The 23,469-nt window shown below is 68.6% G+C and carries 26 protein-coding genes and 1 pseudogene; 18 read left to right on the top strand and 9 right to left on the bottom strand.

From position 1 onward, the window contains the following. Positions 1-169: 169 nt before the first annotated feature. From U9J66_RS12055 to U9J66_RS12045, 3 genes are all read right to left on the bottom strand, one after another. Positions 170-976, bottom strand: a complete 807-nt coding sequence (locus U9J66_RS12055; protein ID WP_036567772.1) for an aminoglycoside phosphotransferase family protein — start codon at positions 974-976, stop codon at positions 170-172. A gap of 165 nt (positions 977-1,141) precedes the next feature. Beyond that, positions 1,142-1,702, bottom strand: a complete 561-nt coding sequence (locus tag U9J66_RS12050; RefSeq protein ID WP_326337694.1) for a dienelactone hydrolase family protein — start codon at positions 1,700-1,702, stop codon at positions 1,142-1,144. 51 nt (positions 1,703-1,753) lie between these two features. Continuing rightward, a complete protein-coding gene (locus tag U9J66_RS12045; protein ID WP_161110504.1) occupies positions 1,754-2,446 on the bottom strand; it encodes a haloacid dehalogenase type II in 693 nt (230 codons plus the stop codon). A gap of 81 nt (positions 2,447-2,527) precedes the next feature. Between U9J66_RS12045 and U9J66_RS12040 the strand changes: the two genes are divergently transcribed. From U9J66_RS12040 to U9J66_RS12030, 3 genes are all read left to right on the top strand, one after another. Then, positions 2,528-3,082, top strand: coding sequence for a CGNR zinc finger domain-containing protein (locus U9J66_RS12040; protein ID WP_326337693.1), 555 nt, complete (start codon positions 2,528-2,530; stop codon positions 3,080-3,082). A gap of 138 nt (positions 3,083-3,220) precedes the next feature. Then, positions 3,221-4,387, top strand: a complete 1,167-nt coding sequence (locus tag U9J66_RS12035) for a hypothetical protein (RefSeq protein ID WP_326337692.1) — start codon at positions 3,221-3,223, stop codon at positions 4,385-4,387. Between the two features lie 50 nt (positions 4,388-4,437). Continuing rightward, positions 4,438-5,586 (top strand): hypothetical protein, encoded by a 1,149-nt coding sequence (locus tag U9J66_RS12030; protein ID WP_326337691.1) that lies wholly within the window; start codon positions 4,438-4,440, stop codon positions 5,584-5,586. Between the two features lie 13 nt (positions 5,587-5,599). Here the strand turns inward: U9J66_RS12030 and U9J66_RS12025 are convergent, their stop codons facing one another. Then, positions 5,600-6,226 carry an NAD(P)-dependent oxidoreductase gene (locus tag U9J66_RS12025; protein WP_326337690.1) on the bottom strand — a complete coding sequence of 209 codons (627 nt, stop codon included), beginning with the start codon at positions 6,224-6,226 and terminating at the stop codon, positions 5,600-5,602. A gap of 102 nt (positions 6,227-6,328) precedes the next feature. Between U9J66_RS12025 and U9J66_RS12020 the strand changes: the two genes are divergently transcribed. The 4 genes from U9J66_RS12020 (at position 6,329) to U9J66_RS12005 (ending at position 10,701) form a co-directional block, all read left to right on the top strand. Then, on the top strand, positions 6,329-6,907 hold the full coding sequence (locus U9J66_RS12020; protein ID WP_161110508.1) for a TetR/AcrR family transcriptional regulator: 579 nt from the start codon (positions 6,329-6,331) through the stop codon (positions 6,905-6,907). 569 nt (positions 6,908-7,476) lie between these two features. Further along, positions 7,477-7,932: a hypothetical protein gene (locus tag U9J66_RS12015; protein ID WP_326337689.1), complete on the top strand. Its 456-nt coding sequence runs from the start codon at positions 7,477-7,479 to the stop codon at positions 7,930-7,932. Between the two features lie 81 nt (positions 7,933-8,013). After that, complete coding sequence (locus U9J66_RS12010) at positions 8,014-9,927, top strand: YncE family protein (protein WP_326337688.1); 1,914 nt, start codon at positions 8,014-8,016, stop codon at positions 9,925-9,927. A gap of 222 nt (positions 9,928-10,149) precedes the next feature. Then, positions 10,150-10,701: a hypothetical protein gene (locus tag U9J66_RS12005; RefSeq protein ID WP_326337687.1), complete on the top strand. Its 552-nt coding sequence runs from the start codon at positions 10,150-10,152 to the stop codon at positions 10,699-10,701. A gap of 79 nt (positions 10,702-10,780) precedes the next feature. Here U9J66_RS12005 and U9J66_RS12000 read toward each other — a convergent pair whose 3' ends face one another. Continuing rightward, positions 10,781-11,563, bottom strand: coding sequence for an SDR family NAD(P)-dependent oxidoreductase (locus U9J66_RS12000; protein ID WP_161110511.1), 783 nt, complete (start codon positions 11,561-11,563; stop codon positions 10,781-10,783). A gap of 449 nt (positions 11,564-12,012) precedes the next feature. Here U9J66_RS12000 and U9J66_RS11995 point away from each other — a divergent pair, with 449 nt between their 5' ends. Both U9J66_RS11995 and U9J66_RS11990 read left to right on the top strand, forming a co-directional pair. Further along, a complete protein-coding gene (locus U9J66_RS11995) occupies positions 12,013-12,552 on the top strand; it encodes an isochorismatase family protein (protein WP_326337686.1) in 540 nt (179 codons plus the stop codon). A gap of 154 nt (positions 12,553-12,706) precedes the next feature. Then, on the top strand, positions 12,707-13,249 hold the full coding sequence (locus U9J66_RS11990) for an NUDIX domain-containing protein (RefSeq protein WP_326337685.1): 543 nt from the start codon (positions 12,707-12,709) through the stop codon (positions 13,247-13,249). Positions 13,250-13,487: 238 nt separating this feature from the next. On the opposite strand, the gene U9J66_RS11985 is transcribed toward U9J66_RS11990, so the two are convergent. From U9J66_RS11985 to U9J66_RS11975, 3 genes are all read right to left on the bottom strand, one after another. Further along, the gene (locus U9J66_RS11985; protein ID WP_326337684.1) at positions 13,488-13,841 is read right to left on the bottom strand and encodes an HU family DNA-binding protein; all 354 of its coding nucleotides are present in this window, start codon (positions 13,839-13,841) and stop codon (positions 13,488-13,490) included. A 166-nt stretch (positions 13,842-14,007) separates the two neighbouring features. Next, a complete protein-coding gene (locus tag U9J66_RS11980; protein ID WP_326337683.1) occupies positions 14,008-14,355 on the bottom strand; it encodes a hypothetical protein in 348 nt (115 codons plus the stop codon). Between the two features lie 128 nt (positions 14,356-14,483). Then, positions 14,484-15,047, bottom strand: coding sequence for an ATP-binding protein (locus U9J66_RS11975; RefSeq protein WP_326337682.1), 564 nt, complete (start codon positions 15,045-15,047; stop codon positions 14,484-14,486). 220 nt (positions 15,048-15,267) lie between these two features. Here U9J66_RS11975 and U9J66_RS11970 point away from each other — a divergent pair, with 220 nt between their 5' ends. The 9 genes and pseudogenes from U9J66_RS11970 to U9J66_RS11930 all read left to right on the top strand — a co-directional run bounded on the left by U9J66_RS11970 (position 15,268) and on the right by U9J66_RS11930 (position 22,490). Continuing rightward, positions 15,268-16,131, top strand: coding sequence for a helix-turn-helix domain-containing protein (locus U9J66_RS11970; protein WP_161110514.1), 864 nt, complete (start codon positions 15,268-15,270; stop codon positions 16,129-16,131). Next, positions 16,128-16,307, top strand: coding sequence for a DUF397 domain-containing protein (locus U9J66_RS11965; RefSeq protein ID WP_326337681.1), 180 nt, complete (start codon positions 16,128-16,130; stop codon positions 16,305-16,307). Before U9J66_RS11970 ends, U9J66_RS11965 begins: the two co-directional genes overlap by 4 nt. 100 nt (positions 16,308-16,407) lie before the next feature. Then, positions 16,408-16,686 (top strand): annotated as a pseudogene (locus U9J66_RS11960) (DUF397 domain-containing protein); the annotation flags it as partial. Further along, positions 16,687-16,923 (top strand): DUF397 domain-containing protein, encoded by a 237-nt coding sequence (locus tag U9J66_RS11955; RefSeq protein ID WP_326337710.1) that lies wholly within the window; start codon positions 16,687-16,689, stop codon positions 16,921-16,923. Between the two features lie 169 nt (positions 16,924-17,092). Next, positions 17,093-17,725: a DJ-1/PfpI family protein gene (locus U9J66_RS11950; protein WP_041561691.1), complete on the top strand. Its 633-nt coding sequence runs from the start codon at positions 17,093-17,095 to the stop codon at positions 17,723-17,725. Positions 17,726-17,800: 75 nt separating this feature from the next. Further along, entirely contained in the window at positions 17,801-18,805 is a 1,005-nt protein-coding gene (locus U9J66_RS11945; protein WP_326337680.1) for a threonine aldolase family protein, read from the top strand. A 150-nt stretch (positions 18,806-18,955) separates the two neighbouring features. Further along, on the top strand, positions 18,956-19,744 hold the full coding sequence (locus U9J66_RS11940; RefSeq protein WP_014908277.1) for an IclR family transcriptional regulator: 789 nt from the start codon (positions 18,956-18,958) through the stop codon (positions 19,742-19,744). Between the two features lie 275 nt (positions 19,745-20,019). Further along, positions 20,020-21,519, top strand: coding sequence for a glycerol kinase GlpK (gene glpK, locus U9J66_RS11935; RefSeq protein WP_326337679.1), 1,500 nt, complete (start codon positions 20,020-20,022; stop codon positions 21,517-21,519). Positions 21,520-21,740: 221 nt separating this feature from the next. Next, positions 21,741-22,490, top strand: coding sequence for an MIP/aquaporin family protein (locus U9J66_RS11930; RefSeq protein ID WP_014908706.1), 750 nt, complete (start codon positions 21,741-21,743; stop codon positions 22,488-22,490). Between the two features lie 80 nt (positions 22,491-22,570). Here the strand turns inward: U9J66_RS11930 and U9J66_RS11925 are convergent, their stop codons facing one another. Next, entirely contained in the window at positions 22,571-23,425 is an 855-nt protein-coding gene (locus U9J66_RS11925; protein WP_161110519.1) for a helix-turn-helix domain-containing protein, read from the bottom strand. Positions 23,426-23,469: the final 44 nt, after the last annotated feature.

Raw genomic sequence — 23,469 nt, 5'->3', positions numbered from 1 at the left:
GACGGGGTGAGGACGGGGGCGGCGGTGCCCTCGGACACGCCGTGACACCGCCTTGACCTGCGCTTGAAACAGGCTCCGAGAATGGTAATACCATTTGTGAGCCTCTGTGAACACCCCCGTGAGAACCTGTGATCCCGAAACGCGACCCGACGGGACCCCGACCGGAGGATCAGTCGAGCAGCGCCGCGAGACGCTCGGCCTGCCGATCCACCGTCCCCGGCGGGTTACGCCGCACGCCCTCCGCGTCCCGGCACAACAGCAACAGCCACCCCAGGGCCAGCAGACGACGGCACCCGACGAGCCGTTCGGACTCCGCCGATGTGAGCGAGAACCCCTTCAGAAAGAGATCCACGTCCAAGGGGTGCTCCACCCAGCTCCCCACGTGCTCGACGATCTCCGCCAGCTCGAAGGCCCGATCACTGCGCCCGAAGTCCTCGAAGTCGACCCGCAGGACCCCGGAGCCGTCCCACAGATAGTTGGCGAGATTGCCGTCCCCGGCCCCCAGCACCTGGGAGACCGGGGCCCTGACCGGAAAGTAGGAGAGCCGGTTCAACGCCTCGTCCGCCACCCGGGCCACATGGGGCGCCATACGAGGACGCAGCTCGGCGACCCCGACTCGTACCGACTCCAGGGCCGTCGCCACCTGCCACGGACGCGGGGCGACCTCGGCGAGGACGTCGGCGGGAAGCGCGGTGTGGATCCGCTCCACCGCCTCGGAGAACGCCCGGACCAGCTCCTCCCGCAGAGGTCGGCCGCGCAGCGTCTCACCGTTCAGCCGCGACATCACCACCACCGGCTCCTCGGCGTCCAGATCCGCCCGCAGCGGGGTCGGAGCCGTACCCGGCGCGTACTCGGCGAGCAGGGTGAGCGCCCGCCACTCCCGGGCGCACTCCTCGTGATGACCGCGCCTGAACCGCTTGGTCACCTCTCCCGGGCCGAACCCGATCGTGTGGGTGTTCCACTGGGTGAAGTTCATGCCGCGCTCCTCGTTCCGGTCGATCGTGCCTTCGGTAGCCGATACGACCACCAAGGGCGGGATCGTTCCCGGACGGCGACATCCCAAGCGATTCGAGGACAACGCCGACGAGGGCCCTACTCCGGACGCCCCACCCGTACGGATCGAGCGGCGTCGAGGCCCTGCTCAGGCGAGGAGGTCCAGCACCCGGCGCCAGGTCGGCTCGGCCGCGTCCGGGTCGTGGTCGGGGAGGGTGGGGTCGGTGTAGAAGTGCCCGGCTCCCGGATAGCGGAAGACCTCCAGGTCGACGCCGCTCTCCCGGGCCGCCTCGCGCAGAGCCTCGACGTCCTCCGGGGGCGCGAAGTCGTCGGGGTCGGCGGCGTGCAACTGAACCCTGACCCCCGGTCGCACCGACGCGGGCGGGACGGCGGCGGCGTGCAGAAGGACGACGGCCTCGGCGTCGGGACGCTCGGACCACAGGTCGGTGACCACGCCCGTCCCCATCGAGACGCCGATGAGCACGGTCTCCGCAGGCAGGTCCTCGACGGCCTTCCGGGCGCGTTCGATCACCCGCCCCCAGCCGACCCGGTCGAGCAGCCGGAAGCCCTCGTCGAGGGTGGTCGCGACCTCGCCTCCGAAGAGGTCGGGCACGACGACCTCGTGTCCGGCGTTCCGGAGCCGGTCGGCGGCGGAGAGTTCGACCGGTCGAAGACCGAGGATCGAGTGGAACAGCGCGATGTGGGCCATGCCGGCATTGTGTCGCACCGGGCTTCCGGCCCTTCGCGCGAGGCGCCCCGGTCACCCCTCGGTCAGCGCGGCCGCCAGTTCGTCGAGGTTCTCGAAGTGTCCGTCGAAGGTGTCGGAGTCCTGCGGCGGATCTCCGACCGGGCGCCGGACGTAGGCGGTCCGCATCCCCACCGCCTGTGCTCCGCGCAGGTCCCAGGCGTGGGCGGCCACCATGAGCACGCGTTCGGCCGGGCTTCCGGCGACGTCGACGGCGAGCCGGTACACCTCCGGCGCAGGCTTGTACGCCTGGACCTCCTCGGCGGACAGGACCTGATGCCAGCGCAGCCCCGCGTGGGCGTCGAGCCGCAGGAGGGCGGACCGGCTCGCGTTGGACAACCCCAGCACGGGGTAGTGCCGGGCGATCCGGTCCAGGCCGGCCACGGAGTCGCCCCAGGGGAACAGGCGTCGGCCGGCCGTGACCAGGTGGGCGACGGCCTCCGGATCGTCGATCCCCGCGTGGTCCGCGACCCGTCGGGCGGCCTCGGCCTCGATGAACTCGGAGTTCGCGTACGGACGGATCCCCCGGACGACGCGCGCCTGTTCGGTCTCGACGTGGCTCCCCCACAGGGCGAGCAGCTCGTCGACGGTTCCGTCATCGGCCGTCGGCAACAGCGCGCGGATGTGGGCGCGGAGCCCGCCGGGTTCGTCCACCAGTGTTCCGAGGACGTCGAAGACGACGGCGTCGATGTCACGGATCTCTGTCACTGTGTCCCCCTACGCGGAAGCGTCACCGGTCGAACCGGTGACGATCTTGTCATCGGCCCCGTAACCGGTCAAGATGGTGACGTGAATTTCTCCTTCGTGAGCGGCGACCCGGCCCTCGACCTGGCGGGCACCGTGGGTTCTCGTCGCAGCACCCCCGTCGACCTTCTGAATACCCCGTCCGACCTGGAACGATGGGTCGCCTCTTGTGAGGGTCTTCCCGACGCGGTCGTCGCCGACCCGGAGGGCCTCGCCTCGGCGCTATCACTGCGCGAGGCGATCTACCGGCTCGCCCTCGACCGGATCGCGGAGAGGCCGTTCGCCCCCGACGACCTCGCGGTCCTCAACACGACGGCGGCCGGTCCCCCGCCCACCGTCGAACTCGACGACGAAGGGGTACACGTCTCGGGCACCCTCGCCCAGGCGCTCGCCCAGGTGGCGCGCGGCGCCATCGCCCTCCTCGCCGACCCGGAGGCCGCCCTCAAGGAGTGCGGGCGGCCCGACTGCACCCGCCTCTACCTCGACCGTTCGCGCGGTGCACGACGGACGTGGTGCGGGATGGACGAGTGCGGCAACCGCATGAAGGCGGCCGCCTACCGGGCCCGCCGCCGCGCCCGAGCCCACCCCGACGCCGGGTAGGTGTGGATACCCGTTCACGGACGGCCGGGTCGGTCCACCCACACGGGCCCCTACGATCGAGACGCCCCGCCCTGCGGGACGAAGGCCGGGGCCAAGACCCGAAGCCCCTGGAACAGAGCCCTCTGGAACCCCCTGGACATGACCTCGAAGTTCACGATCCCCTCTCTCATCGCCATCACCGTTCTTCTCGTCGCCCTTCTCGGAGCCGCCCTGGGGGTGTTGCCGGCCTACCTGGCCGGGAAGTTCGCGTCGTCGGACCATGAGGCCCCTGAGTGGCTGCTCCTGGACGAGGCGGACCGGGTGGTCGAACTCCTGGAGGACGATCCTCGAGGTCCGGTGCGGGAGCTCTCGACCACGAACGACGGTGTGCTGGCGGTCTTCGACGAGGCGGTCGCCCTGTTCGGCACCGCCCCCGTCGTCGAGGTGTGGAGCCGACACGACCTGGGTGGGGCGACGGCCGCCGGGGTGACCGCGGACAGAGAACGAGTGGTGGTGGCCTACGAAGGTTCGGCCCTGCTGTCCGGTCGCACGCGATGGCTCGTGCTCGAAGCCGACACCGGGAAGGTCGTCGACGCGCACTGGACCGCGGAGGCTCCTCAGGACGTGGTGTCCGTACTGACGGCCGAGGCCAGGGTCGTGCTCTCCGACGACGGACGGGTCGAGGCCAGGTCGCTGGACGAGAACCGGGAACTGTGGACCCACGACCAGGGGTGCGAGAGCACCGAGGCCGCGGCCGTGGGGGCACGGGTGACCGTGGTGGGCGTCTGTGGGGACGAGGTGCGGTCGGTGGAGTTGTCCGCCGACACCGGCACGGTGTTGGAGAGCCGTTCCTGGCCCGGCGCCGAGACGCCCGAGTTGCTCGCTCTCACCCCCACGACGATCCCGGGCGGCACCGACGACCCGGTGAAACGGCTGTTGGGCGGAGAGTGGGCGGAGGGCTATCTGGACCTCGGTGACGTCCTGGGCGAGGCCGACTACCTGCCTCCTCGAGTGGAGGAGGGCCGAGCACCGGCCCGTCTTCTCCTGATCGAGGACCCTCAGGACGCCCAGAACCGGTTCGCCCTGGAGATCGCCGGGCTCTTCCTGGAGCAGGGGACGATCCGTCCGGAGGACCTCCAAGAGGCGGGGCTCACGGTCGACGGAGCTCTGCCCGACACCCTCCAGGGGTGGGACACCGGTGTGGATCTCCAGAGCGCGCGGCTGCACGACCTGCTCACCGAGGTGGTGGCCGAGCAGGGCTCACCGTGGGAGGACCTCGATCGCCGACGGGCACCGGAGAGGCCCTCCCCCGACCCGTATCCGTGATCGTTAGGCTGCCCGTCGTACGCTCCCCCGACGCCGAAGGTCTCCCCCTCATGTCTCGTCTGCCGGCCTTGGCCCTGGGGCTCTCGATCGCCCTCGTCGTCGGATGCGCTCCTCCCGTCGAGCCGAGGTTCAGCGAATCCGCGTCGAGCGGTACACGTCCCGCCTGGACCCGGGAGGATCTGGACGCGGTCGTCACCTACGCCGAGGAGGACGGCCACGGCCCGGTCCAGGACACGTCGATCTCCCGCCACGGGGTCGTCGTGGTCTTCGCGGAGACGGTGGTCTCCTACGGGGTGGATCCGGTACGGCGGGTCTGGCGGCACGACCTTCCCGGGGAGGTCGTGGCCACGGCGCTCTCACCCGGCGGCGACATCCTCCTTGTACGGCACCGGGACGACATCGGGCCCTTCGGCAGGGAACGGCTTCTCCTGGTGGACACCCAACGGGGCCGCGTCTCGGTCTCGGAGACCGTCGACGCTCTGGAGGAAACGGCCCAGGTGCGGCTCGCGGACGAAAGCACGCAGGTGACCCTCGCGGACGGACTGGTGGAGGTGAGCACTCCCCCGTTCAAGGAACCGGACTGGACCGTGGACCTCGATGAGACCTGCGAGGAGGGTAGAGCCCGAGAGATCGCGCTGCTCTCCCACACTTCGACCGTGCTCTCGGCCCACGGCTGCGAGGGCGAGGACGCCGCCCATGTACGCGCGTTGCGCACCGAGAGCGGAACGGCGTTCTGGGAACAGCGTTGGGAAGGGGCCGAGCCGCCCCGGCTCCATTCGCTCTCCTCCGAGCAGGTGACCGGTGTCGACGGGGACCCCCTGACCCTCCTGTTCGGCGAGGGCACCACCGGGGACTCCCTGTTCATCGACGCGCGAACGGGCTCCATACCGGCCGAGGTCGCGCCTTGGTCCCAGGTCCCGGAGCTGTCCTCCCATCTGGAGGCGCCGCTCCAGGACGCGGAGGTCGCTCCGAAGGAGATCGTTCTCTTCGATCCTCTGCCCCGGGAGGGGCGTGGCCGTCTGTACCTGGCCGCCGCACGAGCGCTGGTCGACGATGCGGAGGCTCCGGTCGCCCTCGAGGATCTCGACGAGAGCCTGCTCATCGATGGTGAGCTCATGGAGCACCTCGGCCAGTGGGGCGCGAGTCCGGATCTGATGTTCGGGAGGCTGGAGGAAAGCCTGAACGAGGCCTTGGGGTAAGGGCCCTCCCCTCCTAGCCGGTCACCGCGACCGTGCTCCGCACGGCGGTGGGGTCCTCCAGCACGTCCAGCATCACCCGCGCCAGGTCGGCCCGGCGCATGGAGTAGTGCCAGCGCACGTTGCCGTCGCGCCGCTGCCGGTAGCTTCCCGTGGCGGGTCCGTCCTTGAGCATCGGCGGCCGCACGATGGTCCATTCCAGGGGGCTCGCGGAGATCGACCTCTCGGCCGAGGCGAACGCGGCGTTCTCCTCACGGAGTGCCCGGGCCAGGATCGGCTTGGCCAGGAACCTGCTCAGCGGATCGTCTCCGTCGACCAGCCAGCCACTGGCGGTGATGGCCACCAGGCGTTCCACGCCCGCGTTCCCCATGGCCTCGATGAGCGTGGTGATCGCCGCCGAGAGGACGTCGGCCCGTTCGCCCTTGACCGGGCCGACGCACATCACGACCGCCTCCACCCCCTGGATCGCCTCCGACAGGGCGGTCACGTCGAGTCCGTCGGCGACGCGCACCTCGGTCGGCCGAAGGTCGTTCAGCCGGTCCGGGTTCCGCACGACCGCGACGACGTGGTGGCCGTCCCTCATCGTGAGGCGGACGACCTCCCTGCCGGTACGACCGGTCGCTCCGACGATGGCGATCCTCATCTCGGTTCCTTCCACTCCAGGGGTGAGTAAGTGTTTACTCACCCCCAGACTGAAGAGTGACCGGGGTAATGTCAAGCCCCACGAAGAGCAGGAGGAGATCGCATGAGTGCCCGGGAGAGAATCCTGGACGCGGCCGCCGGCGTGATGCGCAGACAGGGCATCGCCGCCACCACGACGCGCGAGATCGCCCGCGAGGCCGGCTGTTCGGAGGCCCTGCTCTACAAGAACTTCACCGACAAGCAGGAGCTCTTCGTCGCGGTTCTGAAGGAGCGCGCCCCTCGTCTGAACAGCCCCGACTCGCTCGTCGGCACCCGCACCGTCCGCGAGAACGTCGAGACCTTCGTCGAGTGGCTGCTGATGTTCTACGTCGAGAGCTTCCCGATCGCCGCCTCGATCTTCGGCAGCCCGAGCCTGCTCGAAGCGCACCGACGCAGCGTCGACCGTATCGGCGCGGGGCCCGAATACCCGGCGCTGCTGGTCCAGAACTATCTGGAGGCGGAGGTCGCCGAGGGGCGCGTCGACCGGGACACGGACACGCGGGCACTCTCCCGCGCCCTGACCGGAGCGGCCCTCTTCGAGGCCTTCCAGGCGGTCTACGCGGGCAGGACGTCCGTCGAGGACCCGGCGGGCACCGCCCGTTCGATCGTGGCCGCGCTGGGCACGGGGATCCCCCGGGGGTAGAGCCCCTCCCCGACGTCGGCGGGCGCGGGAACCAAGACTCCCGGGCCCGTCGCTCTCGACAAGATCTCATCGACCTGAATTCCAGGCTCGACGCTTCCCGACTCCGAAGTTAATAGCTGAAATTACCACGCGGCCCCAGAGAAGAACTTTCCGGGCGAGTGTCTTATTTCAGACTTTCCAGACCACTTACAAGATTCCCCGACTTCCACCGGGAAACCGCATGCCGAATCCGAGTGAATCCTTCACCATGGGGGTATGGACGGACGCGGATCCGTCACCTCTCGCCCCATGACGGAAGGAGTCACGAACACCCCGCACGGAACACGGCGCATGGCCTCCCTCGGCGAACATGACGCATCCCTGAAACCCCTCACCCCCGACCACTGATCTCTTTCGGGCGAAGGCGCCCCTTCCGTGGCACCCCCTTGTCTTTTTCAGGAAAACCGCGCCCACCCGAGCGATAACGGACGGCCCGTACCCATGCCCGAAGAGCGAAGGAGAGCCATTACTCGAAGAACCCCGAAAAAGAATCCGACCCCCGAGATCCGAAACGGAGCGAAGGCAGGGACATGACCTTCAAGAACATCTTCGGCAATGGAGAGAACGAGGCCCGAGCCGCCGAGGAGTCCTCTCGGAACGTGCACGAGAAGATCCCCGGCGCCCGCCCCGAGTGGGAGGGGGTCGACCCCGAACTCCTCGAAGGGATCCCCGAGGTCGAGCGCGACCCCAAGATCGTGCGCGAGACCTCGCCCGAGGCACTGGCGATCCTGAACGGCTTCGTCACCCCCCTGTTCCAGAACACGCAGACGGCCGCCTCCACTCAGCAGGACGCCAGTGAGGACCCCGCCTCGACGAGCGATATGGCCTCCGGCGCCAAGGACAAGGCGTTCGAGGACGTCGAGGTGGAGATCGACGAGAAGGACCGGCCCGATATCGACGCGGAGGAGCGGGAGCGGCTGAAGAACGACAACTACGAATCGACGAAGAACGTGCAGGGGTTCGACCGCAAACCTCCGAAGGAATGACCCCATGGGCGGTTCTCCCACCGCACCCTCCGATTCCGATAGCGAAGACCCCGAGTTCCACATACGAGGAGGACGAAGAACATGGGCGGCCCCACGAAGAACCATGTGAGCACGACTCACCTGGGCGAACGGTTCATCCGCCACCCGTTGACGGGAAGGAATCTGAAGGAACTCGATATCGCCGCCAAGGCCCCCGTCATTCTGGAGAGGGACAAGGAGAAACTGAAGCGCAAGGCCGAGAAGAAGACGTCCGACGGTAAGGACCGCTACGTCTATCCCACCGGCTTCTCCCTCAACAAGGGAAGGTTCGGCGATTTCCCCACCCGCGAGGAGACCGCCCATCAACGCGGGTGGCGCGCCTATATGACGGTGGGCGTGCCCCTGGTCGAGGAGCGCGGCGACATCACGCAGCCGCCGCCCGACGTCGTCTCCAAGCAGACCTACATCAACCGGACCGACCCCACCCCCACGACGTGGTCGCACACGGTCGAGTTCTCGATCTCGAACACCATCAGCTGGTCGCTCCAAGGACAGGTGCAGCTCACCTTCGGCGCGAAGACCACCGCCTCTCTACAGCAGCAGTTGCAGAAGAGCATGGCGATGACCAACTCCCAGAAGACCACCCTGAAGAACAGCAAGGACAACCAGGGTGTCGACATGGAGTCCCAGTCCCAGTCGACGAGCACGACCACGGCCACGAGCACCGCGACGGGCACCGGAGAGCTGTCGGCCCAGCTCATGCTCGGGATCACCGGCTCGGTCAGTGGTTCGCTGACCACCGGGTTCAAGACGTCGTCGACGCTGAACGGCGAGGTCGGCAGTCGGGTCGACGTCCTGGCCACGCAGCGGCGCCAGGTGCGGAGGTTCGACTACGAGTTCCCCATCTCCTTCGGCGGCTGGGTCGCGCTGCACTACCCCGAACCGGTCGAGGTCAAGGAGGTCGAACCGAACGGTCCGCAGGCCAAGGAGCCGAAATACTCCAGGGTGCTCGCCTGGAAGCTCGGCGAGACCGGCCCGGACACGGAATCCTTCGACCTGACCGACGACGGCAAGCCCTTCATGCAGAAGGGCGAGGCCGAGGTCGTCTCCACCCTGGCCGGTGAGCACGAGGTCTTCGAGCTGGAGAACCTCGTGTTCGAGGAGAAGCACCACCCCCTCCACAAGGAGGACGCCACGGAGCCGGTGGCGCCGAGGGCCGCACCCGTCGAGATCGCCACCGGCCTGGGCACGGCCGAGGGGCTGGCCCTGGACCTGGAGAACCGGAAGGCCTACGTCGTCGAACGCCCCGGAGGCAACCGGGGGCGGCTGTACAAGGTGGACCTCGACAGCGGGGCCGTGGAACGGATCGCGGAGAACCTGGGCGACACCAACGACGTGGCCCTGGACAAGGCCGGGGGCAAGGCCTACGTCACCGACTACGGCGAACGCCTGCTCACGGTGGATCTGTCAGAACCCTCGGCCGCTCCGGTCGTGGTCGCCGAGAAGATCCGGGCCTACGGTGTGGCGCTGGACCTGCCGAACCACAGGATCTACGTGAGCGACTACTCGGCCGGAAAGCTGGTCGAACTGGATCTGAGCGGCGGGTCCGCCGAACAGCGCCGCAGCTGGCCGGTGCGGAACGCCGCCGGGGTGGCGCTGGTCGGGGACAAGGCCTACGTCGGCCAGCACGGCAGAGGCGAGTTCTACGAGATCGACCTGGCGGCGGAGGGCGAGGAACCTCCGCGGGAGGTGGCCTCGGCTCTGGGGCAGAGCGTTCGTGTGGCGTTGGACGGAGAGAGCACCGCCTATGTCTCCGACCCGGGTGGCAGCCGGTTGCACGAGATCGTGCTGGCCGAAGGTGCGGCCAAAGGGCACCAGCGCGTGGTGGTCGACGGCATCGGCTCGATCTGCGGCGTCGCCCTGGACCGCGACGAGGACCTGGTCTACCTCACCACCCGCGAGGGCAGGCTGTTGAAGGCCTCAGGGGTGTTGAAGGATCCCTCCGCGGAGGCGTAGCGAGGGAACGTGATCCGGACCGGTCGTCGCGAGGGTTTCGGGGCGGCCGGTCCGGCACCGTGATCGGGTTCCTTTTCAACGGTGTCGCCCCCTCTCGTACCGATCTCCTAGCAGGGGCAGAGCACAGGATGATCACAAAGAGGAGCCATATCGATACTCTGAGCACTCGCGTGGCCGTGACCCCGACGGCCGACGCTCCTCTCAAGATCGGAAGGATCCCTCATGCTGCCCTCCGTCGGCGACGAGATCGTCTACACCCTGCGCGCCGAAGACGTCGCCTTCTCCTACCTCGACACATGGATGTACCTCGACTTCGAAGGCGAGGTACGCCAGACGGTCGAAGCCGTCCCCGAGGACCTGGGAGAGAACAACGATCCCGACGACCCCGAGAGCCACATCCGCCTCAGGACGGACTCTCTGTCCCTGAAGGGCGAACGCGACGGGGTCCACCATGTCTCCCTCGACCTCGCCGGCGGAGCCTCCGAGTTCGAGAGCCGTCTACTGGTGGAGCAGATATCGCCGCCCCGGTTCATGCACCGGAGCCTCCTACTCCTCAAGGCCGGGATCCACACGAAGGACGGCACCGTCGAATTCGAGGCGGACACGCCGCTGCTCCTCGACGGCCTGATCACCCGGTTCCCGCCGAAGGACGACCACTACAGGGCCGCCGACTCCGTGAACTTCAGCGGCCCCGACGAGCGGGACGACCCGTACGGCCTGTACAAGACCCCGGCCGTCCTGGACAGGTTCCAGGGCAGGATGAGCGCGAAGTAGGCAAGGACACCGGTACCGAAGGAGGGGTCCGACGAATGAACGTTCGGACCTCTCACCGGGATTCAGTGCCCGAGGGCGGTCACAACGCGTGCCCGCCGGCGACCTGAAGAACCTGACCGGTCACCCATCGGGCCTGATGAGAGGCCAGATAGACCACGGCGTCGGCGATGTCCTCCGGATCTCCGGCACGGCCCATCGGCACGATCTCCTCCACACGGGCGAGGAGATCGTCATCCATCCAGCCGGTCTGGACAGGGCCGGGCGCGACGGCGTTCACGCGCACACCACGCGCCGCCAGGTCCAGCGCCGTGGAACGGGTGAGTGCCTCCAGCGCGCCCTTGGAGGTTCCGTAGCCGGTCTGCCCCGGGAAGGCACGGGCGGCGTCGGTCGTGATGTTGACGACGCACAAAGGGGCGTCACCTCGACGGAGCCGGACCGCCCCGGCCGTGAGGACCGCGGGGGCGATGGCGTTCACTCGATAATGACGCTCCAACGAGGCGTGGGTCAGGGTGTCGATGTCATCCGGCAGCTCGCAGTGGGCCGCGTTGTTGACCAGGACGTTGATCGCCCCGGACCGCTCGACGACCTCTCGCAGCAACCGGACCGGACCCTCCGGTTCGGAGAGGTCGGCGCTGACCGCGAAGGAGCCGTTGCCGAGCTCTTCCGCGAGCCGCTCCGCCTCACCCTCGGCCGGGGTGACATGAGCCCATTCGATGCCGGCCGGGCTGGACGGGTCCTGGGCCAGGTAGTGGATCGCCACGCGTGCTCCCTGCTCGGCGAACGCGCGGGCGATGGCCGCGCCGACGTTCCCAGAACCGCCGGTGACCAGCACGGTCCGGCCCGCGAGGCGGGGGTCGATCATCGTCTCTCCTCGGTAGTGGTTCCACGGGTCGGGTGGTGGACGTCCCCGGAAGGAGCCCTTTCGTCTCCGGTGACGCACGTTTTCCACGATCCTCGCCCGCCCCGCGGGTCGGGGCAATCGAATATCCATGACGGCCGGCGGGCGCGCGGGAGAGAACCGCCCACCGGTCGCTTCCGGCCCGGAGCCTCTCATGGAATGCGGAGGCGAAGGGCACCCCGCCTCCCGTAAGGCCGGGGGCTACGCGGCGGGACTATCCAGGACCGGCCGCCATCCCCCCCGCGGTCGCCGTAGCGCGAACACACAGGTCCTCGATACGAGGGCACCCCGCCTCCTTCCAGCAAGGAGGGGTCGACGCAGGCCGGAGAACACGGGACCCCGCTCGACCGGCCGGCCCCGCCGCCCCTGCCCCACGGTGGATCTCGTGGGCCTTCGCATCTAACGTCGGCCTCATGACGCACGCCCTGCTCATCATCGACATGCACACGTTCCTCGTCGAGGGTCTCTGGCGGGGAGAGGACCTCGCCCGAAGGCTCGGGGCACTGGCCTCCAGAGCGCGGGAGGTCGGAGTGCCCGTGCTCGTCCCCCACCAGGTGGGCCCCCCGGGAGACCCCTTCGACCCCGATCTGCCCGGACGCGAGGTGAGCCCACTGGTGGGGATCGGCCCCGAGGACCGCATCGTGCCCAAGCGGGCCACGGATTCCTTCTGGGAGACCGGGCTCGCCGACCACCTGCGTTCCCTCGGGACCGACACCGTGGTCGTGACCGGGGCCGCCACCGACTACTGCGTCGACACCACGGTCCGGTCCGCCACGAGTCACGGTTTCGCCGTGGAACTGGTCTCCGATGGCCACGCCCCCATGGCCGACGGGGACCCCGAGGCAGGGATCGCCCCTGAGCGGATCATCGCCCACCACAACTCGGTGCTGTCCCAGGCGATCCACCCCGGCGGAGCCACGAGGCTGGTCGCCGCCGACGAAGCGCTCCGTTAGGGCCCTTCCGGGAAACGGACACCCCGGGTGGGTGAAGACGACGCGGTGGGGCTCTCCAGGACCGTCCGCCTTAGGGGGATGGATGCACCGAGGATCTCCCGGCCGAGGGCTGTGATTGGGTGGGGGCACGTGTCGCCGATGTCGGGGAGTAGCCGTGCGCTGGACCGTCCACTCCGAGGAAGAGCTCTACCGGGACCGGTGGCTGGACATTCGGGTCGCGGACGTGGAGATCAGCGGTGGCCGCCACCTGGAGCACCGGCTCATACGGTCCTCGCCCGGGGCCGGCGCGGTCGTGATGAACGATCACGGCGACGTGTTGTTGGAGTGGCGGCACCGATTCATCACCGATACCTGGGGCTACGAGATCCCCATCGGCGGTATCGACGACGGCGAGGCCCCTGAGGAGGCGGCGGCTCGTGAGGTGGAGGAGGAGACCGGCTGGCGTCCGGGGCCTCTGTACCCGTTGGTGTACGTCCAGCCGACTCCGGGGATCTCGGACTCGGAACACCACGTCTTCTTCGCCGACTCCGCCGAGCACATCGGTGATCCCCTGGAGGATTGGGAATCCGAGCGTATCGAGTGGGTGCCTCTCGCCGATGTCCCGAAACTCGTGGCGGAACGGAAGCTGGTCAGCGGCACGACGATGACGGCGTTGCTGTACCTGTACGGAGTGGGCCGTCCGGCGGCGCGGAGCTGAGACGGGTCGGCCTACGCTCTTCGGACGGTTCGGCTCCCGGCGGCAGGACCTGCGAGCACCGGACCACCCGTGAAGCGGTGGCCGTGGGCCGGACGGCGCGCGGCGGGAGTGAGCGGGCGCCGTCCGGCCTCGTCCTTCCCCGACCATCCCCGCATACGCGAGGAACAGACACCCGCGTGCTCTCCGTCCGGCTGAACGATCGGGCCATCTCCACGGGTGCGGGGAACGGGTACGCCCTCTAGTTGACGGCGTCCTTGAGGCCCTTGCCCGCCTTGAAGGAGGGCACCTTCGCCGCGGGGATCTTCAGGCTCTCCCCGGTGGAGGGGTTGCGGCCGGTCCGCTCGGCGCGCTCCTTGACGCTGAAGGTGCCGAAGCCGACGAGGACCACGTCGTCGCCCTCCTTGAGGGCCCCGGTCACCGAGTCGACGAACGCGTCCAAGGCCTTGCCGGCGACGGCCTTGGGTATGTCGGCCGAGGCCGCGATGTTGTCGATGATCTCGCTCTTGTTCATGTGATCCCCCTGGACGAGGCAGCCGTATGCGTACGGCTCATACTGGCGCTTTCGACCCTCACGCGGGGGCCGAACGCTCACATCGCCCACGCCGATTTCCTGAGGTCATTCCGGGGATACACGAAAACGAACATCACCTTTATGTCGTAGATTTACCTCTTGTCCGATTTGAGCCGAACGGGAAACCGGCAGGTGGGCCGAGAAGGTGAGAGGGTCGCCCTCGCGCTTCACGAGGGCGACCCTCGATTCACGCGGCCCGGGCGGAGCGACCCCGACGGATCCACAGCAGAGCCAACAGATGGTCGAGGGTTTCGGCCTCCATCATCCCGGTGGATGTCGCCACCCAGAACGACTGGGTCGCCTCCCCGAACCAGACGACCACCCCCGGATGGTGCGCCTGGATCCGGGCGGCCTGATCGTGCTCGTGCGCGAACTCGGCACGATGTCCGCCCAGGCGAGGCAGGGTCTGAGCCCGATGGGTGCGGCAGGTGCGGTGCGCGCAGGAGGCGCAGGCCGGACCCGAGGCCCCAGAAGGAGCCGAGAAGTTCGGTCGATGGTCGGCCGGAATACGCGGAGCGAGGATAGGATGCGTCATCGATCCTGCTTTCTCACACATGTGCGTGTGCGTTGGAATTCGGGTTCGTTCGGGCTCGGAAGACGCTGCAACGTCTTACCGAGCCCTTTTTCATGCACGCGCCGGTCGCACGACGCCAAGAGCGGTGGCTAGAGGTGGTTCCAAGCGCTGTCCCGGAGGTCGTAGGCCAGGAAGAACCACACCTTGCGGTAGCCGGCACGCCCGTCGTCACCCCAGCGGGTGGACAGGGCGTCGACCATCGCCAGACCGCGTCCGGCGTCGCTCTCGGGGTCGAGTCCACCCGGGTCGGGCGCCAGGTAGCGGCGTTCATGGCGGTCGAGGCTGCGCCAGAGCGAGCGGTCACCGTCGTCCCGGCAGGTGAGGGTGATGCCGTCCCGGTGGCGTTCGGCCAACAGGGAGTAGGTGTTGCCGGGCAGCCCGGAGTCGGAGTGTTTGAGGGCGTTGGTGGCCAATTCGGTGCCCAACAGGGTGAACAGGTACCGGAACTCGGTGTCGCGGTGGGCGGTCAGGGTGTTCAGGTAGGCGCGGACCAGCGGCAGGAAGCGCCCCGAGGGGCCGAAGTCGTAGCGGCGGATCCGGTAGGAGGCGTCATCGGCGTGGCAGGTGAAGTAGTGCCGCTGGTAGGGGTGGACCAGCTCGTTGAGCGGGAGGGTCACCTCGGGCAGGACCGGCATACGAACGAGCGAAGGCATGACGAACAGACTCCTTGACATGGCAGAGCACGGTTGGGGGTGAAGCCGAGATGCCCGTTGGAGGATTCACGGTTCCCGTGACACACGGAACGGGCCGGTCATAGCGTTCAACGTTGGAGCCCCGAATGGGCCTCCTACTGACTCTCATCTTAAAATGGGAATCCCAAGAGTCAAGCGATTCCAATGAGTCTCCCGTTTTGTCTGAAATGGAACCCCCTGCATGAACCAAGAGCAGAAGAGCCCCAACATCCGCCGACGTCGCCTCGGTCAGGTACTGCGTGGGCTACGCGAGGAATCCGGGCTCACGCTGGATGCGGCGGCCAAAGGAGCCGGTGTCCCGAGATCCACGTTGGGGCGCATGGAGACCGCTGAGGCTCGACGGCTTCGACACACCGACCTCAACGCGCTCGCCGACTTCTACGATGTCGACGCCGAGACTCGCGAGGGCATGTACGGCCTCGCCCGTGAAGCGAAGGAACGGGGATGGTGGTCGAAGTACAAGGACGTCTTCGGTGAACGGGCGCTCCCCGATTGGGAGGCCGAGGCCTCGGCGATCCGTACCTTCCAATCACAGCTGATCCCCGGCCTGTTCCAGACACCGCGCTACGCGGCCGCCATCTTCAGGGGAGGAAGGGCCACCACGGAAGAGAACATCGAACGGCTCGTGGAAGCCCGCATGACCCGTCAGCAGATCCTCAACCGGATCCATCCACCGCGGATGACCGCCGTCATCGACGAAGCCGCCCTCCACCGACTCATTGGAGGACACGAGATCATGCGGGAACAGTTGGAGCACCTCGGCCACCTGGCCGTACGGCACAACATCGACGTGCAGGTATTGCCCTACGAAGCGGGGGAACACCTGGGCATGGAAGGATCCTTCACCATCCTCGAGTTCCCCGAGCCGAGGGACACCCCCATCGTGTATGTCGAGACCGCGACCAGAGGGCTCTTTCTGGAAAGCACTGAAGAGTTGGACACCTATAACGTGACCTTCAGTAACGTTCAAGGAGTGGCGTTGTCCACCTCCCGGTCGGCCGAGTTCATCCACCACGCCACACAAGCACTGGAGAAGCAGACATGAGTCACCGGCTCAAATTCCATAAGAGCAGTTACAGCGGCCGGGGGCAGGATTGCGTCGAGGTCGCCGACCTCCCCTCCGCCGCCGCGATCCGGGACTCCAAGCACCCCGAGAACGGCCACCTCACCTTCTCCACCACCGAGTGGGCCGCCTTCCTCACCACCTCCCTCACCCGCTGACCCCGCCGTTCGACCACCCGGGTGACCGCCCTCAGGCCACCCGGGTCCTTGCCGTGCCCTCGCCCCTCCGCTCCGCCATCACCGGGTCGGCTCAACGGTGATGTGGCCGTCGCGCACTCTTGACAAGCCGCGCGGGTCGATCAGAGTGGAGATGGCCGCAGCGATCCTCAGGACCGGGTTCCCACCCCGCCCGATCCGTACGAGGCGTCGTGAATCCCCTGAAGCCCGAGGAGAGCCCATGGCGAACAGCGCACTCGTCTTCCGGAAGAGCAGTTACAGCGGCCAGGACGCGAACTGTGTGGAGGTCGCTCAGATCCCGGCGGCCTTCCGGAAGAGCAGCTACAGCGGTCACAGCCAGAATTGTGTGGAGGTCGCTCACCTGCCTACGGACTTCCGGAAGAGCAGCCACAGCGGCCGTGACCAGGACTGCGTCGAAGTAGCTCACCTGCCCACCGACTTCCGCAAGAGCAGCCACAGCGGAGCCGGCCAGAACTGTGTCGAGGTCGCCGACCTCCCTTCCGCCGCAGCGATCCGCGACTCCAGGCACCCCGACGCCGGCCATCTCCCCTTCCCCGCCGCCGAGTGGTCCGTGTTCCTGCGCGCCGCGCGCGGGTAGGGGTCCCACCGCCCTCTCCCCCACCGGCATTCGTTCATCACGGTCTCCGGGCGGGCAGAACGGTTTTTTCGCGGCGACGACGAATAAAACCGGAAGCCCCCGGTGCGAACTCCGGAAGTCGTGCTTCCGTAAATTGACACCCCCGCCTCCCACCCTCCAACCTCATGCCATGAACGCTGACCTGCGCGCCCCCCTGCACCTCGCCGTCCATGACCAGATGGCCGACTGGCAGTTCGGCCACGCGACCGCACACGTGCGCACGGGACCGGGCCCGCACGAGTTCGGACACCGTGATGTCGTCACCGTGGGTCTCACCGGCTCCGCGGTGACGACGGCGGGCGGTCTGACCGTCCTGCCCGATATCTCCCTGCCACGGCTCAAGCCCTCCCAGAGCGCGATGCTCCTGTTGGTGGGTTCCCCTCAGTGGGAGGACTCCCCCGACTCGCTGGCCCCGCTGGCCTCGGCCGCGGGCATCTTCCTGGACGCCGGGGTCCCGGTGGCGGCGATCGGCTCCGCCACGGTGGGCCTGGCCCGGGAGGGCCTGTTGGACTACCGGGACCACACGGGGCTCGACCCCGCCGAACTGTTGGCCACCGGCTACGCGGGCGGGCACCGATACCGCGCCGACCCGGTGGTCTCCGACGGCGATCTGCTGACGGCCGGCCCCAGCGCCCCGCTGGCCTTCGCCCGGGAGATCCTCCTGACGCTGGGCGACCATTCGACCCGTGAGCTGGACTCCTGGTACCTGGAGCAGGGCGGCTACCAGGAGGACGCCTGGGCGTTCCTCACCGACGAGGGCTGACCTCCCGGCCTCCCGTCCGGAGACCCGCGCGCAGTATCGTCGTGCCGACGTCCCCTTCACCACTCGGGAGCACCCATGATCGACCTGCGTTCGGACACCCTGACCCGCCCGACCGAGGAGATGCGCCGGGCGATGGCGAGCGCGGAGGTCGGCGACGACGTGTGGGGCGAGGACCCCACGGTCCGCGCGCTGGAGGAGGAGACGGCCGCCCTGTTGGGCCGGGAGGCCGCCCTGTACGTCCCCTCCGGCCACATGGCCAACCAGTTGGGGCTGTACGTGTCGACCCGCAGCGGCGAGGAGGTGTGGGCGCACGAACACCACCATCTGATCGGCGACGAGCAGGGCGCGGCCGTGGTCCTGTCCCGTGTGCTCCCCCGCCTGTACTCGGGCGATCCGTTCCCGCCGCAGGAGCTGCTGGAGAAGTGGATCACCGGCCTGGGCGACGTGCACCGGGCCGACCCGGCGTTGTTGTGGCTGGAGAACACCTTCACCGGCCGGGTCGTGCCGCTGGAGGAGCAGCGTCGGGTGACGGACTTCGCCCATGAACACGGTCTGCTCGCCCATCTGGACGGGGCCCGGCTGTGGAACGCCGCCATCGAGCTGGGGGTGGACCCGGCCCGGGTGGCGGAGGGCTTCGACACGGTGTCGGTGTGCTTCTCCAAGGGCCTGGGCGCCCCGGTGGGGTCGGCCCTGGTGGGAGACGTGGACACGATCCGTCGGGCCCGGCGGGGCCGCAAGCTGTTGGGCGCGGGGATGCGCCAGGCGGGGATCATCGCGGCGGGTGCCCTGCACGCGCTGCGCCACCACCGGGAGCGGTTGGCGGAGGACCACGCGCGGGCCGCCGTGTTGGCCGAGCGTTTGAGCGGTCTGCCGGGGCTGGAGGCGGTGGCGAGGACCAACATGGTGCTGCTGACCACCGCCGAGGGCGAGGCCGCGCGTTACGCGGAGGCCTTCGCCGAGGAGGGCGTGCACGCTCTGGGCGGCGGCGATCGGATCCGGATGGTGCTGAGCCTGGAGGTCACCGACAGCGACGTCGAGAAGGCCGCCGAGGCGATCACCCGTGCCGTGTCCCGGTTGTGACGACGGGCGAGAGCCCAGGTCAGGGCGGTGACCCGTCGGTAGACTTCGCCGTACGCGCGTGGGTCCCGGGATCCGATCGGTGTCGAGCGTCACATCGCGTAGTAGCATTTGGCGTATGACATTGTCGTACTAGAGAGTGGTAGCACCGCAATGCCGGGAAGAATCCAGTCCATCGAACGCGCCGCCGCGATCCTGCGGCTCCTGGCCAGTGGCGCCCGGGGACTGAGCCTGGCCGAGATCTCACGCTCCCTGGAACTGCCCAAGGGCACGGTCCTGGGCATCCTGCGCACCCTCCAGCACGTGGGGTTCGTGGAACAGGACCCCGAGTCGGGCCGCTACCGGTTGGGCGGGGGCATGCTGAGCCTGGGCACCCGTTACCTGGACGGCAACGAACTGCGCACCCGCGCCCTGAACTGGGCGGACACCCTCGCCTCCCGGAGCGGTGAGAGTGTGCGGATCGGCACACTGCACAAGCACCAGGTCCTGGTGGTGCACCACGTCTTCCGCCCCGACTCCACCCGCCAGACCCTGGACGTGGGCACCCTGCTGCCCCTGCACGCGACGGCGTTGGGCAAGGTCCTGATGGCCTTCGACCCCTTGGCGGTCCCGGAGGAGGTCTCCTCGGTGGAGACCGACGCCCCCGTGGAGCTCACCTCCTTCACCCGGCACACGGTGACGTCGATGGCGGCCGTGGAGCGGCAGCTGGACGGGATCCGGGAGAACGGCTGGGGCTGGGAGGCCGAGGAACTGGTCGACGGCGAGGTGTCGATCGCCGCGCCGATCCGCGACCGACGCGGGGTCACCGTGGGCGCGATCGGGGTGCGCGGCGCGGTCGAGCGGCTGCGCGACGCCTCCGGGAACCCCGACATGGAGCAGGTCTCGTACGTGCGCGACGCCGCCCGCGCCGTCTCCCGCGACCTCGGCGCCACTCCCTACTGACCCTCCGCCGAAGGGTTCGTCGACGCAAAACCCGCACCACCTCGGGGTCATGCCCGGAGTGGTGCTCTTCGCGTGCCCGCACTCCCTTGAGACAGTGGGCCAAGGGAGTGTGATCCAGGCGACACGATTGCGTCACACGCTCTTGACATGAACAGGAAGAACAGTCGAAACTAACGCCTATTCATACGTCAATGTCGTACATCGTGCGGTGAATACCGCCCACCACGCTGTGTACAACCCCCCGTCCCCAGACACGTCACCTGAAGGCGAGACCGATGAGCCAGCAGTACGTCGCCGCGATCGACCAGGGAACCACGTCGAGTCGCTGCATCCTCTTCGACCGGGACGGTCGCATCGTCTCGGTGGATCAACGCGAGCACCGACAGATCTTCCCCAAGCCGGGGTGGGTCGAACACGATGCCCTGGAGATCTGGACCAACGTCGAGGCGGTGGTGCAGGACTCGCTCCGCAAGAGCGACATCACCCCCGACCAGATCGCCGCCATCGGTATCACCAACCAGCGTGAGACCACCCTGCTCTGGGACCGCGAGACCGGCGAGCCCGTCTACAACGCGATCGTCTGGCAGGACACCCGCACCGACGACCTGGTCCGCGAACTGGGCGCCGAGGGCGGCCAGGACCGCTTCCGCGCCAAGTGCGGCCTGCCGCTGGCCACCTACTTCTCCGGCCCCAAGATCCGCTGGCTGCTCGACAACGTCGAGGGCGTCCGCGAGCGCGCCGACCGCGGCGAGCTGATGTTCGGCACCATGGACACCTGGCTCATCTGGAAGATGACCGGCCGGCACGTCACCGACGTGACCAACGCCAGCCGCACCATGCTGATGAACCTGGAGACGCTGGCCTGGGACGAGGAGATCCTGGCCGCCATGGACATCCCGAGGAGCCTGCTCCCCGAGATCCGTTCCTCCTCCGAGGTCTACGGCGAGTCGAACGGCTACCTGGCCGGGGTCCCGGTCGCCTCCTCGCTCGGCGACCAGCACGCGGCGCTGTTCGGCCAGACCTGCTTCGACCCGGGCGACGTCAAGGGCACCTACGGCACCGGCACCTTCCTGGTGATGAACACCGGCACCGAGCCCGTCACCTCCAACAACGGCCTCCTCACCACCCTGGGCTACAAGATCGGCGACGCCCCCGCCGTGTACGCCCTGGAGGGCTCCATCGCGGTCACCGGTTCGCTGGTGCAGTGGCTGCGCGACAACCTCGGTCTGATCAGCAGCGCCCCGGAGATCGAGACGCTGGCGCGCACGGTCGACGACAACGGCGGCTGCTACATCGTCCCGGCCTTCTCCGGCCTGTTCGCCCCGCACTGGCGCAGCGACGCCCGAGGCGTCATCGCCGGTCTGACCGGCTACGTGAACAAGGGCCACATCGCCCGCGCGGTCCTGGAGGCCTCGGCCTGGCAGACCCGCGAGGTCGTCGACGCGATGAACGCCGACGCTCGGATCGACCTGACCACGCTCAAGGTCGACGGCGGCATGACCGCGGACAACCTGCTCATGCAGATCCTGTCCGACGTGCTCGACGCCGAGGTCGTCCGGCCGATGGTCGCCGAGACCACCTGTCTGGGCGCCGCCTACGCCGCCGGTCTGGCCGTGGGCTACTGGCCCGACATCGAGACCCTGCGGGCCAACTGGCACAAGGCCGCCGAGTGGAACCCGAAGATGCCGGCCGAGGTCCGCGACCGCGAGTACCACAACTGGAACAAGGCCGTGCGCCGCACCCTCGACTGGGTGGAGCACGAGGACCAGGCGTAACCGCCGCCCCACCACCCCGCACACGACCGTGTCCCGGGGCTCCCGGACGACCACCGGGGGTCTCGGAACACGGTTCGGGGCACCCGCGACGGGTGCCCGATCCCGTCCACCCGTGACGGGTGCGCCCGACAACGTCCACGTGACGGCGAGGCCCGACCGGACCCCGCTCGCGGTACGGGCCCACCCGTGACCCGGCTGCCCCGTAGGGGGCGGAGGTCCCCATGGTCTATCTGGCAGAGTTCCTCGGAACGGCGATCCTGATCCTTCTCGGCGGCGGTGTCGTCGCCGGTGTCTCCCTGGCACGCTCCAAGGCCCTCAACGGGGGCTGGATCGTGGTGACGTTCGGCTGGGGTATGGCGGTCGCGATGGCCGTCTACGTCGTCGGCGCCATCAGCGGCGGCCACATCAACCCGGCCGTCACGATCGGTCTGGCCAGCATCGGCGAGTTCCCGTGGTCGCAGGTGCCCGGCTACATCGCCGCGCAGATGGCCGGTGCCTTCGTCGGCGCCTGCCTCGTCTTCCTGGCCTACTACGCGCACTGGAAGCCCACCGAGGACCCCGAGGCCAAGCTGGGCGTCTTCAGCACCGCGCCGGGCGTGCGCAACCCGATCGCCAACCTGACCACGGAGATCATCGGTACCGCGATGCTGCTCCTGGGCATCCTCGGCATCGGCGAGAACGCCGGCGCGGTGTCGGCCGGCGACGCCGACCTGTCGGCGCTGTTCGCCATGGGCTTCTCGCCGCTGATCGTCGGTCTGCTGATCCTCGCGATCGGTCTGTCCCTCGGTGGTCCCACCGGGTACGCCATCAACCCGGCACGTGACCTGGGTCCGCGTATCGCGCACGCGCTGCTGCCGATCCCGGGCAAGGGCTCCTCGGACTGGGGCTACGCCTGGATCCCGGTCGTGGGTCCGATCATCGGCGGCGTGATCGGCGCCTTCATCTGGAAGCTCACCAACTTCGGCGCCTGAGCACCAGGTCCTCGTCCGAAGGGGCGTCCGGCGGTGGCCGGACGCCCCTTCGGCGTTCGCGGCACCGTTCCCGAACCTCTTCACGGGTCCAGGTGGACCTCGCGCAGGTACTCCTCGGTCTCCCCCGGCCGCAGCGCCACCAGCCGCAGGTGGTTGAGCAGGTTCTGGTAGCGCGCCACCTCGTCGGGCTCCTCCAGGTAGATGCCGTCGGTGGCGGTCTCCAGGTAGACGACGGTGGGGTCGATGGTGTCGGGGAACTCCAGGAGCACGCAGGAGCCGCCGGAGCCCGGGTTGAGTTTGTCGGCCCGGGTCATCTGCACGGTGATGTTGGGTCGCTTCACCATCTTCAGCAGGTGTTCGACCTGCGCGCGTTTGGTCTCGGGGTGGTCCTTCAGCCGCAGGAGGGAGCCCTCGTCGAAGATGGCCCACAGCTCGGGCGGGTCCTGGTCCTCCAGGATGCGCTGGCGTGTCATGCGGGCGTCGATCGCCCGCCGTACCTCTTGAGGGCCGGCCAGACAGGCCAGGGCGTTGGCCCTCATGTACTCGGGCACCTGGAGCAGTCCGGGGATCATGATCGGCTGCCAGGTGGTGATCGCGCGCGCCTCGGTCTCGAAGCCGACGAAGCGCGGGGCCAGGACGTCGCGGTAGCGGGTCCACCACCCCCGCTCCAGGGATTGTCGACACAGGTCGAGGATCTCGTCGTACTCTCGTCCGGACGGCACCTCGCAGGCGTCCAGGATCGCCTTGACCTCGGTGACCCGCGGGCGTTTCTTCACCCCCGACTCGATGTTGGAGTAGGTGGACCTGGACATCCCGGCGGCGACCGCGACCTCTTCGCTGGTCCTGCGGGCCTTGAGCCTGATCCTCCGGAGTTCGGCGGAGAGACGGCGGCGCCGGATCGTGGGTGAGTACCTAGTGGCCATGATGGGGCTCATCGTAGATCCGGGAACCCCTTCCGAGGGGGTGATCGGCAGAACCC

It is taken from the genome of Nocardiopsis sp. LDBS1602 (assembly GCF_035818715.1).
GTDB classification, from domain to species: Bacteria; Actinomycetota; Actinomycetes; order Streptosporangiales; family Streptosporangiaceae; genus Nocardiopsis; species Nocardiopsis alba.
Note: the sequence above shows the minus strand (reverse complement) of the source record. Positions and strands in the feature narration are given on the sequence as shown.

Bases quoted from the DNA above. Each gene is read 5' to 3' on its own strand.
- U9J66_RS11945 (WP_326337680.1), top strand. From the start codon at position 17,801: ATGATCGACCTGCGTTCGGACACCCTGACCCGCCCGACCGAGGAGATG.
- U9J66_RS12015 (WP_326337689.1), top strand. From the start codon at position 7,477: ATGACCTTCAAGAACATCTTCGGCAATGGAGAGAACGAGGCCCGAGCC.
- U9J66_RS12035 (WP_326337692.1), top strand. From the start codon at position 3,221: ATGACCTCGAAGTTCACGATCCCCTCTCTCATCGCCATCACCGTTCTT.
- U9J66_RS11965 (WP_326337681.1), top strand. From the start codon at position 16,128: ATGAGTCACCGGCTCAAATTCCATAAGAGCAGTTACAGCGGCCGGGGG.
- U9J66_RS11980 (WP_326337683.1), bottom strand. From the start codon at position 14,355: ATGACGCATCCTATCCTCGCTCCGCGTATTCCGGCCGACCATCGACCG.
- U9J66_RS12010 (WP_326337688.1), top strand. From the start codon at position 8,014: ATGGGCGGCCCCACGAAGAACCATGTGAGCACGACTCACCTGGGCGAA.
- U9J66_RS11940 (WP_014908277.1), top strand. From the start codon at position 18,956: ATGCCGGGAAGAATCCAGTCCATCGAACGCGCCGCCGCGATCCTGCGG.
- U9J66_RS11925 (WP_161110519.1), bottom strand. From the start codon at position 23,425: ATGAGCCCCATCATGGCCACTAGGTACTCACCCACGATCCGGCGCCGC.
- U9J66_RS12050 (WP_326337694.1), bottom strand. From the start codon at position 1,702: ATGGCCCACATCGCGCTGTTCCACTCGATCCTCGGTCTTCGACCGGTC.
- U9J66_RS11950 (WP_041561691.1), top strand. From the start codon at position 17,093: ATGAACGCTGACCTGCGCGCCCCCCTGCACCTCGCCGTCCATGACCAG.
- U9J66_RS11995 (WP_326337686.1), top strand. From the start codon at position 12,013: ATGACGCACGCCCTGCTCATCATCGACATGCACACGTTCCTCGTCGAG.
- glpK (WP_326337679.1), top strand. From the start codon at position 20,020: ATGAGCCAGCAGTACGTCGCCGCGATCGACCAGGGAACCACGTCGAGT.
- U9J66_RS12030 (WP_326337691.1), top strand. From the start codon at position 4,438: ATGTCTCGTCTGCCGGCCTTGGCCCTGGGGCTCTCGATCGCCCTCGTC.
- U9J66_RS12020 (WP_161110508.1), top strand. From the start codon at position 6,329: ATGAGTGCCCGGGAGAGAATCCTGGACGCGGCCGCCGGCGTGATGCGC.
- U9J66_RS12000 (WP_161110511.1), bottom strand. From the start codon at position 11,563: ATGATCGACCCCCGCCTCGCGGGCCGGACCGTGCTGGTCACCGGCGGT.
- U9J66_RS11930 (WP_014908706.1), top strand. From the start codon at position 21,741: ATGGTCTATCTGGCAGAGTTCCTCGGAACGGCGATCCTGATCCTTCTC.
- U9J66_RS12055 (WP_036567772.1), bottom strand. From the start codon at position 976: ATGAACTTCACCCAGTGGAACACCCACACGATCGGGTTCGGCCCGGGA.
- U9J66_RS11970 (WP_161110514.1), top strand. From the start codon at position 15,268: ATGAACCAAGAGCAGAAGAGCCCCAACATCCGCCGACGTCGCCTCGGT.
- U9J66_RS12005 (WP_326337687.1), top strand. From the start codon at position 10,150: ATGCTGCCCTCCGTCGGCGACGAGATCGTCTACACCCTGCGCGCCGAA.
- U9J66_RS12025 (WP_326337690.1), bottom strand. From the start codon at position 6,226: ATGAGGATCGCCATCGTCGGAGCGACCGGTCGTACCGGCAGGGAGGTC.
- U9J66_RS11975 (WP_326337682.1), bottom strand. From the start codon at position 15,047: ATGCCTTCGCTCGTTCGTATGCCGGTCCTGCCCGAGGTGACCCTCCCG.